Genomic DNA, 6,834 nt, shown 5'->3' with positions numbered 1-6,834 from the left:
CGATCTCCCTGACCGCCGACAACATCAAGGACACGGTCGTCAAGGACGGCATGTACACGATCGATCAGATCTGCACGCCCAAGTACAAAGCCGCTTGTGAGAGGGCGGGACTCACCACGTAAACGCGATCTACGCGTTCACCTCAAGACCTCTAACGCTAGAGGGTCTGACCTCTAGAGATCTTTAACGGTGCGGGTTACGTGGGGTCGTGACGGCTGCCGTGCGCTGCGCTATGCCGGGAGAATGAAGTCTCCCGATGGCGGTGGATTGACGGCCAAGGAACAGGCTCGGCGTGAGCAAGTCCGGCTCGCAGCCGCTGACCTGATCGAGGCTGGGGCCAGTGACCGGGAGGTGGCCCGGCGGTTCAGGGTGACCCGGATGTCGGCGAACCGCTGGCGGCGGGCGTTGGCTTCGGGCGGTCGGCAGGCCCTTGCCTGCAAGGGACCCGGGGGCGCCGGTTGTAAGCTCGATGCGGGACACCTCCGCGTGCTGGAGACGGTGTTGGAGGCCGTCCCGGCCGCCTCCGGGTGGAGTGACCGGTGCTGGACGCTGGCCCGGATCGCCGAGATCGTGCGCCGCCGGTTCGGTATCGAGTACACCCTTGCCGGGCTGGACCTGCTGCACAGCCTCGACCAACTCACCGCGCTGGTGAAGACACGGCTGAAACGAATGCAGTACCGCCCCCGCCTCATCGAGGGTCTCATCGCTAGGACCAGGCTCGACCTCCGACTGCCGTGACCTCATCGTTAATGATCTCTAGCGGCGTACCTTGAACCTCAGGTGCAGCACCCTGTCGCCCTGGATGACCACGTGTGGGTCCTCCAGCAGACGCTGCATCGTCGATGCCGCCGAAGTAGCGTCTGCCCGAGCCGAACACCACCGGGACCACGTCCATCGCCACCTCGTCCACGAGACCGGCCGCGAGGATCTGGGCGCCCGCTTCGCCGGCGTTCACAGCGACGATCCGCTCCCCGGCGAGTTCCCGGGCCTTGTCGATCGCAGCCGCCACGCCATCGACGAAATGGTAGGACGCCTCGGGGTGCCACCCCTCGGGCTTGGGCCGATGGGACACCACGACCACGTGATCGCCCGCGGGTGGCCTGCCCTCCCAGCCGTTCACCAGGTCGAACAGGTTGCGGCCCATCACAATCGTGCCGATCGACTCCCACATCGACCGGACGTAGTCTGCCGACGCACGCGAGACCTTGATGCCGCTTCCGGCTCCGGAATGGTCGTACTGCTCGTCCCCGCCTACGACGATCGGGACGTCCCCGCTGAAGTACCACTCGTGAAGGGGCCCGACCTCGCCCTTCTCGTCGGCGATGAAGCCGTCCACCGACACCACGCTGTGCATGATCACCGTGCCCACGGGCCCTCCTCGGAGTCTCCTTGAGCCTTCGCCGCAATCCTTCCGTGCCAAGGGGATCCGGGCATGTAAGAAATCAATCGGCGGGCATCGGGCCGGTGTCCTGCGGACCTCCCCGCTCGGTGGGGAATCGACGCCGCAGGGCCAGGTACTCCGTCGGAGTGTGGCCGGTGAAGTTTTTGAATTCCCTGCTGAAGTGGGCATGGTCGAAGTAGCCCGCCCTTTGGGCGAGCTCCGACCAGTCGACCGGGCGCAGGGCGTCCACGGACACGATCAGCCGCGCAAAGCGGTAGATCCGCGCCACCCGCTTCGGGGTGACACCGACATGAGCCTTGAACACGTTGGCCAGGTGATTGCCACTCACCCCGGCGGCATCGGCCAGCGAACCGACCGGGATCGTGCCGTGCGAGGTCTCCAGACGCCGGCCTGTGTGCTGGACCAGGTCGAGACCGCGCGCCGGGGCCTCGGCAAGTCGCGACAGCAGCTCCTCTTCCAGCACCCGCAATGTCTCGGCGGCCGACGCGACGTCGCCGACCCGGTTTCGAATCCGGTCCACAGAGCGTTGCCAGACGGCATCGACCGGCACCCACCGGTTACGCAGCTCGGCCGCCGGCATGTCGACGAACGGCGACATCCCCCAGGGTTTGAAGTGCACCCCGACGAGCCGCACATGCGTGGGGTACTCGAAGAGGAAGCGCCTGGTCCACACGCCCATGAACCACCCCTCGGTGAACACCGCCGGCGGCACCGAACGGTCAGAGTCCCACAGGCGGACGGGCCCGCCCAGGTGAAGGAACAAGTGTGCCGACGGCATCGGCGGGACGTTCATCAGCCGGTGGTGCGGCACCCCGGTCAGACAGTAGATGTCGTCGATGAACCGGTCGAGCGGCGGAGCGGGCACCCGGCCGACGTATTCCATGGACCCAGTGTGGCCGCCCGAGCGTTCAATTCGCGAGGGTGGTGTCGCCGCTCCTGCCATCGATCGTCTCCCCGCCGTAGCCCAGCCGGGTCGTGACGGCTGTCGTGGGCCGCGCTATGCAGGGAGGATGAGGTATCCCGATGGCGGTGGACTGACGGCCGAGGAGCGGGCTCGGCGTGAGCAAGTCCGGCTCGTGGCTGCTGACTTGATCGAAGCTGGGGCCAGTGACCGGGAGGTGGCCCGGCGGTTCCGGGTGACCCGGATGTCGGCGAACCGCTGGCGGCGGGCGTTGGCTTCGGGCGGTCGGCAGGCCCTTGCCTCCAAGGGACCCGGCGGCGCCCGCTGCAAGCTCGATGTGGGACAACTTCGCGTGCTGGAGGCGGTGTTGGATGCTGGCCCGGGCGCCTCCGGCTGGCGTGACCAGTGCTGGACGCTGGCGAGGATCGCCGAGATCGTGCGCTGTCGGTTCGGCGTCGAGTACACCCTGGCCGGGCTGGACCTGCTGCTGCACCGCATCGGCTGGAGCGTGCAGGTCCCCTCCCGCAAGGCCACCGAGCGGGACGAGGCGAGGAGCCGCCTGGAAGGACGAGCAGTGGCCCGTCATATAAAGAGGCCACGTCCACCGCATGGACGTTCTTCGGCGGGCGTGGGCCGGTGTGTGTGCGAACCGAGGAGCCTCCGGCGTGGACGGCATGACCGTCGATGCGGTGGCGGCCTCGGGGGTGGATGCGTTCCTCCAGGACCTGGCGGAGCAACTGCGGACGTATACGTATCGTCCGTCGGTGCTGCGGCGGGTCCAGATCCCCAAACCGGGGCGGCCGGGGGAGTTGCGGCCGCTGTCGATTCCCACTGTGGCGGACCGGGTGGTGATGACGGCCGCGAAACTGGTCCTGGAACCGGTCTTCGAGGCCCAGTTCACCGAGGCGAGCTACGGATTTAGGCCCAGGCGGTCCGCGATCGACGCATGCGAAGTCGTGCGGATCTCTGCGAATCAGGGCCGGGAGTGGGTCTTCGAGGCCGATATCCGGGACTGCTTCGGGACGATCGACCACGACGCGCTGATGGCCCAGGTGGCCCGGCGCGTGGTGGACCGGCCGATGCTGAAGCTGATCCGGGCCTGGCTGCGGATGGGAGTGCTGGTGGGCGGGGTGACCTCCCCGACCGGGGCGGGAACCCCGCAGGGCTCACCGGTTTCCCCGCTGATGGCGAACATCGCCCTGAGCTGCCCCGAGTTTCGTAGAGTCCGGCGGTCTTGTTTCAGGCGGACTGCGGGGTGGCTTCCTGTTGTCGCCACCAGTCGTGTTCGTACTCGGCGGGCGGTACGTAGTCGAGTGCGGAGTGCAGGCGTTCTTCGTTGTACCACGTGACCCACTGGAAGATCGCCCGCTCGACCTGGTCGACGTCCCGCCACGGCCCCTGCATCTCGATCAGCTCGGCCTTGAACGGTGCGCCTGCCGAAAAACTCATCCGTCCTGGTGGGGGCTGGTGTACGGGTGGTGTCGAGCGCGGGCGCTCGGGCGGGTGCTCTGGGCACCTGGTGAGCGGCCGGGCAGGATGATCTGTCGTGCTGCTTCGACTTGCCTGTCTGGGTGTGGCGAACGTGTTCGTCCTGCTGCGTCTGCTGCCGATGAGCAACCAGGACAAGGACGCGGAGATCTTGGCGCTGCGGCTTCAACTCACGGTGCTGGAACGCCAACTCGGCCGGGATCGGGTGCGGTTCGCCCCGAGTGACCGGGTGTTCCTGGCCGCGCTGCTGCACCGGCTCCCGCGCGGTGTGCTGCGCAGGGTGCGGCTGCTGGTGCGCCCGGACACCGTGCTGCGCTGGCACCGCGACCTCATCGCGCGCCGCCACGCGGCCCGTTCCCGGCCCAAACGTGCGGGTCGGCCGCGCACGGTGCGCTCGATCCGCGTGCTCGTGCTGCGTCTGGCGCGGGAGAATCCCGGCTGGGGCTACCGGCGCATCCACGGCGAGCTGCTGGTCCTGGGGGTGCAGGGGGCCGCCTCCACGGTGTGGGAGATCCTGAAGGAGGCGGGGATCGACCCGGTACCCGAGCGGGGTTCCAGCACCTGGACGGACTTTCTGCGCTCCCAGGCCGATGCCCTGCCGGCGTGTGACTTCTTCGAAGCGGTCATGTGTTCGACATGCCGCTTGGGCCTGAAGATCAGCCGCGAGCGTTCGCCCTGCTTGTAGCAGGCCAGAGCGGCGATGGAGAACCGGCGCTGGGAACGTCCCCGCACCCGGATGAGGGGCGTGCGCCCGCGCCTGGCCCAGGTTCGCATCGTGGGCGGCGTCATCGAGAAGCCTGCCTCGTCTGCGAAGCAGACCCAGCCCCCGAGTGCCGCCGCGGTGTTTCCACCTGGGGCCAGGTCTCCTTCACCCAGCCGGTGACGGCTTCCTGGTCGCGTTCCACCGCGCGTCTGGCCGGGACCTGGTGGCTGAAGCCATGCCGGTGCAGCATCTGAGCGATCGCCGACAAAGTCATGCTCTTGTGGAACCGGCGCCCGATCAAGGTCTTGATCCGTGCCAGCGTGCAGGTCTGATCCGGCCAGCCGTGAGCTACCGGCCCCTTGAGCAGTTCCTGCTCCAGCACCGCGAAGAGCGCCTCACTGAGCTTGGGCCGGGAAGCCGGCCCCTTCGACGCCAGGGCCCGCTCCCCGCCGTCGGCCCAAGTCCGGCGCCACCGCTGCACGGACCGCACGCTGACACGTAACTCACGGGCGACCGCGGCATTGCCCTGCCCAGCAGCGAACAGCTCGGCCGCCTGTAACCGGATGTGCTCACGAAACGCCTGCCGCTCGGCGGTCAGCCCGCCCCCTTGCGGATACCTCATACAACCGACCTACCGCAGCAACTACCGCTCGTCAGCTACGACATCACGTCAACAAAGTCAGTAGAGCCCTGGAGTGATCCGGGGCTCTTGCGCTACCCGTGCTGACTGTGTGCTGACCTGGAGGCACCTGTGATCACCCCAGGAAACCCGTCCCGTGCTGGGCCGGTGCTGATGATCTCCTGCCTCGCTGCCCGCTGCCCGCTGCCCGCTGCCGCGCAGCGGCCCGGCCCCTGCGCCAGCTCATCGATGCCGACCCCCGTTCCAAAGAGTGACCGCGCCGCACGCGCGTGCGCAGGATCGCTGCTCGGCGCCGGGTCAGGCCCGCCGCCCGCACTGGCCCGTTCGGATCCCTGGGTTACTCGGTGGACGCCTTCAGGCCCGCCGCCGTGGCCCTGACCGTCGGGTGACGGTACAGCTCGCGCAGGCGCAGGGATGGCAGGCCGCGGGCGCGCAGGGCCGCGCCGATGCGGACGGCGGACAGGGAGTTGCCGCCCAGTTCGAAGAAGTCGTCGTCCAATTCCACGGGCGTGCCGAGGACCTCGCTCCAGATCTCGCGCAGGTTTTCGGTGAGGTCGTCGTCGGTGGCGGACTCCTGTGGCTGCGCGGCCACCGTCGATATGCGCCGCACCTCCGGCGCGGGCAGCTTCGCCGTGTCCAGCTTGCCGTTCGGGGTCAGCGGGAGCACGTCCAGGGCGGTGACTGTGGCGGGGAGCATGTACTCGGGGAGGATGGCCGCGGCCCGTTCGCGGACCGCGCTGGGGTCGCCGCCCGGAGGCAGCACCACATACGCGTCGATGCGGGCGGTGGCCGCGTCGGCCGGGTCGTCGCGGTGGACCACGACGGCGGCCGTACGGACGTCGGCGTCCTCCAGCAGGACGGAGCGGATCTCGTCGAGTTCGATGCGGAAGCCGCGGATCTTGACCTGGCTGTCGATCCGGCCGAGGTGTTCGAGCCGGCCGTCCGGGCGTAGTCGGCCCAGGTCGCCGCTGCGGTACAGCGTGCCGTCGGTGAACGGGTCCGGCACGAACCGCCGGGCCGTCAGCTCCTCCTGGCCCAGGTAGCCGAGCGCGACCCCCGCACCCCCGACGCAGATCTCGCCAGCCACGCCCGGCGGGAGCAGCCGGCCCTGCTCGTCCATCACGTACAAGTGCCAGCCGGGCAGGGCGTGGCCGACGGAGCGGGTGCCGGCCAGGGCCAGTTTGCGGGTGAGGGTCTGCTCGGTGACGTGGACCGTCGTCTCCGTGATGCCGAACATGTTCACCACCCGGCATGTCGACTCGGGGTGACGGTCGAACCAGCGGAGCATCATGCGGGCGTCGAGCGGTTCGCCGCCGAAGACGATCACGCGGACCGCCAGGTCGGCGTGATCGACGTCCAGGAGTTGGGCGAAGGCCGACGGGGTCTGGCTGAGGACCGTGACCTTCTCGGTGGCGAGCAGATCGCGGAAGCGGTCGGGTTCGCGGGAGACGAAGTACGGCACGACGACCAAGCGGCCGCCGGTGAGCAGGCAGCCCCAGATCTCCCACACTGAGAAGTCGAAGGCGCTGGAGTGGAACCAGGTCCACACGTCCTCGGCGCCGAGGACGTACTCGTCGCGGGTGGCGTCGATCAGGGCGACGACGTTGCGGTGGGGGACGAGGACCCCCTTGGGCCGGCCGGTGGAGCCGGAGGTGTAGATGACGTAGGCGGGGCTGTCCGGGGTCACTGCCGTGGGGGCG

Annotated in this window: 3 protein-coding genes and 7 pseudogenes; 5 read left to right on the top strand and 5 right to left on the bottom strand. The window is 68.8% G+C overall.

Going from position 1 to position 6,834, the window contains the following annotated elements:
• Positions 1-122 (top strand): annotated as a pseudogene (locus G6048_RS50660) (ABC transporter substrate-binding protein); the annotation flags it as partial.
• Positions 123-243: 121 nt separating this feature from the next.
• Positions 244-621 (top strand): annotated as a pseudogene (locus G6048_RS45910) (helix-turn-helix domain-containing protein); the annotation flags it as partial.
• Between the two features lie 135 nt (positions 622-756).
• On the opposite strand, the pseudogene G6048_RS45905 reads toward G6048_RS45910, so the two are convergent.
• Both G6048_RS45905 and G6048_RS45900 read right to left on the bottom strand, forming a co-directional pair.
• A pseudogene (locus tag G6048_RS45905) lies at positions 757-1,369 on the bottom strand (dihydrofolate reductase family protein).
• 73 nt (positions 1,370-1,442) lie between these two features.
• Entirely contained in the window at positions 1,443-2,285 is an 843-nt protein-coding gene (locus G6048_RS45900; RefSeq protein WP_165345556.1) for a helix-turn-helix domain-containing protein, read from the bottom strand.
• Positions 2,286-2,412: 127 nt separating this feature from the next.
• On the opposite strand from G6048_RS45900, the pseudogene G6048_RS52270 reads away from it, so the two are divergent.
• A pseudogene (locus G6048_RS52270) lies at positions 2,413-2,890 on the top strand (winged helix-turn-helix domain-containing protein); the annotation flags it as partial.
• A 21-nt stretch (positions 2,891-2,911) separates the two neighbouring features.
• Positions 2,912-3,445 (top strand): annotated as a pseudogene (locus G6048_RS52265) (reverse transcriptase domain-containing protein); the annotation flags it as partial.
• A 97-nt stretch (positions 3,446-3,542) separates the two neighbouring features.
• On the opposite strand, the gene G6048_RS45885 reads toward G6048_RS52265, so the two are convergent.
• Positions 3,543-3,752 carry an integrase core domain-containing protein gene (locus G6048_RS45885; RefSeq protein ID WP_165345554.1) on the bottom strand — a complete coding sequence of 70 codons (210 nt, stop codon included), beginning with the start codon at positions 3,750-3,752 and terminating at the stop codon, positions 3,543-3,545.
• Positions 3,753-3,849: 97 nt separating this feature from the next.
• On the opposite strand from G6048_RS45885, the pseudogene G6048_RS45880 reads away from it, so the two are divergent.
• A pseudogene (locus G6048_RS45880) lies at positions 3,850-4,437 on the top strand (integrase); the annotation flags it as partial.
• On the opposite strand, the pseudogene G6048_RS45870 reads toward G6048_RS45880, so the two are convergent.
• Together G6048_RS45870 and G6048_RS45865 are read right to left on the bottom strand one after the other, a co-directional pair.
• A pseudogene (locus G6048_RS45870) lies at positions 4,398-5,116 on the bottom strand (winged helix-turn-helix domain-containing protein); the annotation flags it as partial. The pseudogenes G6048_RS45880 and G6048_RS45870 overlap by 40 nt on opposite strands.
• Before the next feature lie 355 nt (positions 5,117-5,471).
• The coding region (locus tag G6048_RS45865; RefSeq protein ID WP_165345551.1) for a non-ribosomal peptide synthetase at positions 5,472-6,834 on the bottom strand (1,363 nt) is incomplete at its 5' end.

The organism is Streptomyces ureilyticus (assembly GCF_011045025.1).
Lineage (GTDB): Bacteria > Actinomycetota > Actinomycetes > Streptomycetales > Streptomycetaceae > Streptomyces > Streptomyces ureilyticus.
This window is presented reverse-complemented; position numbering and strand designations above follow the sequence as displayed.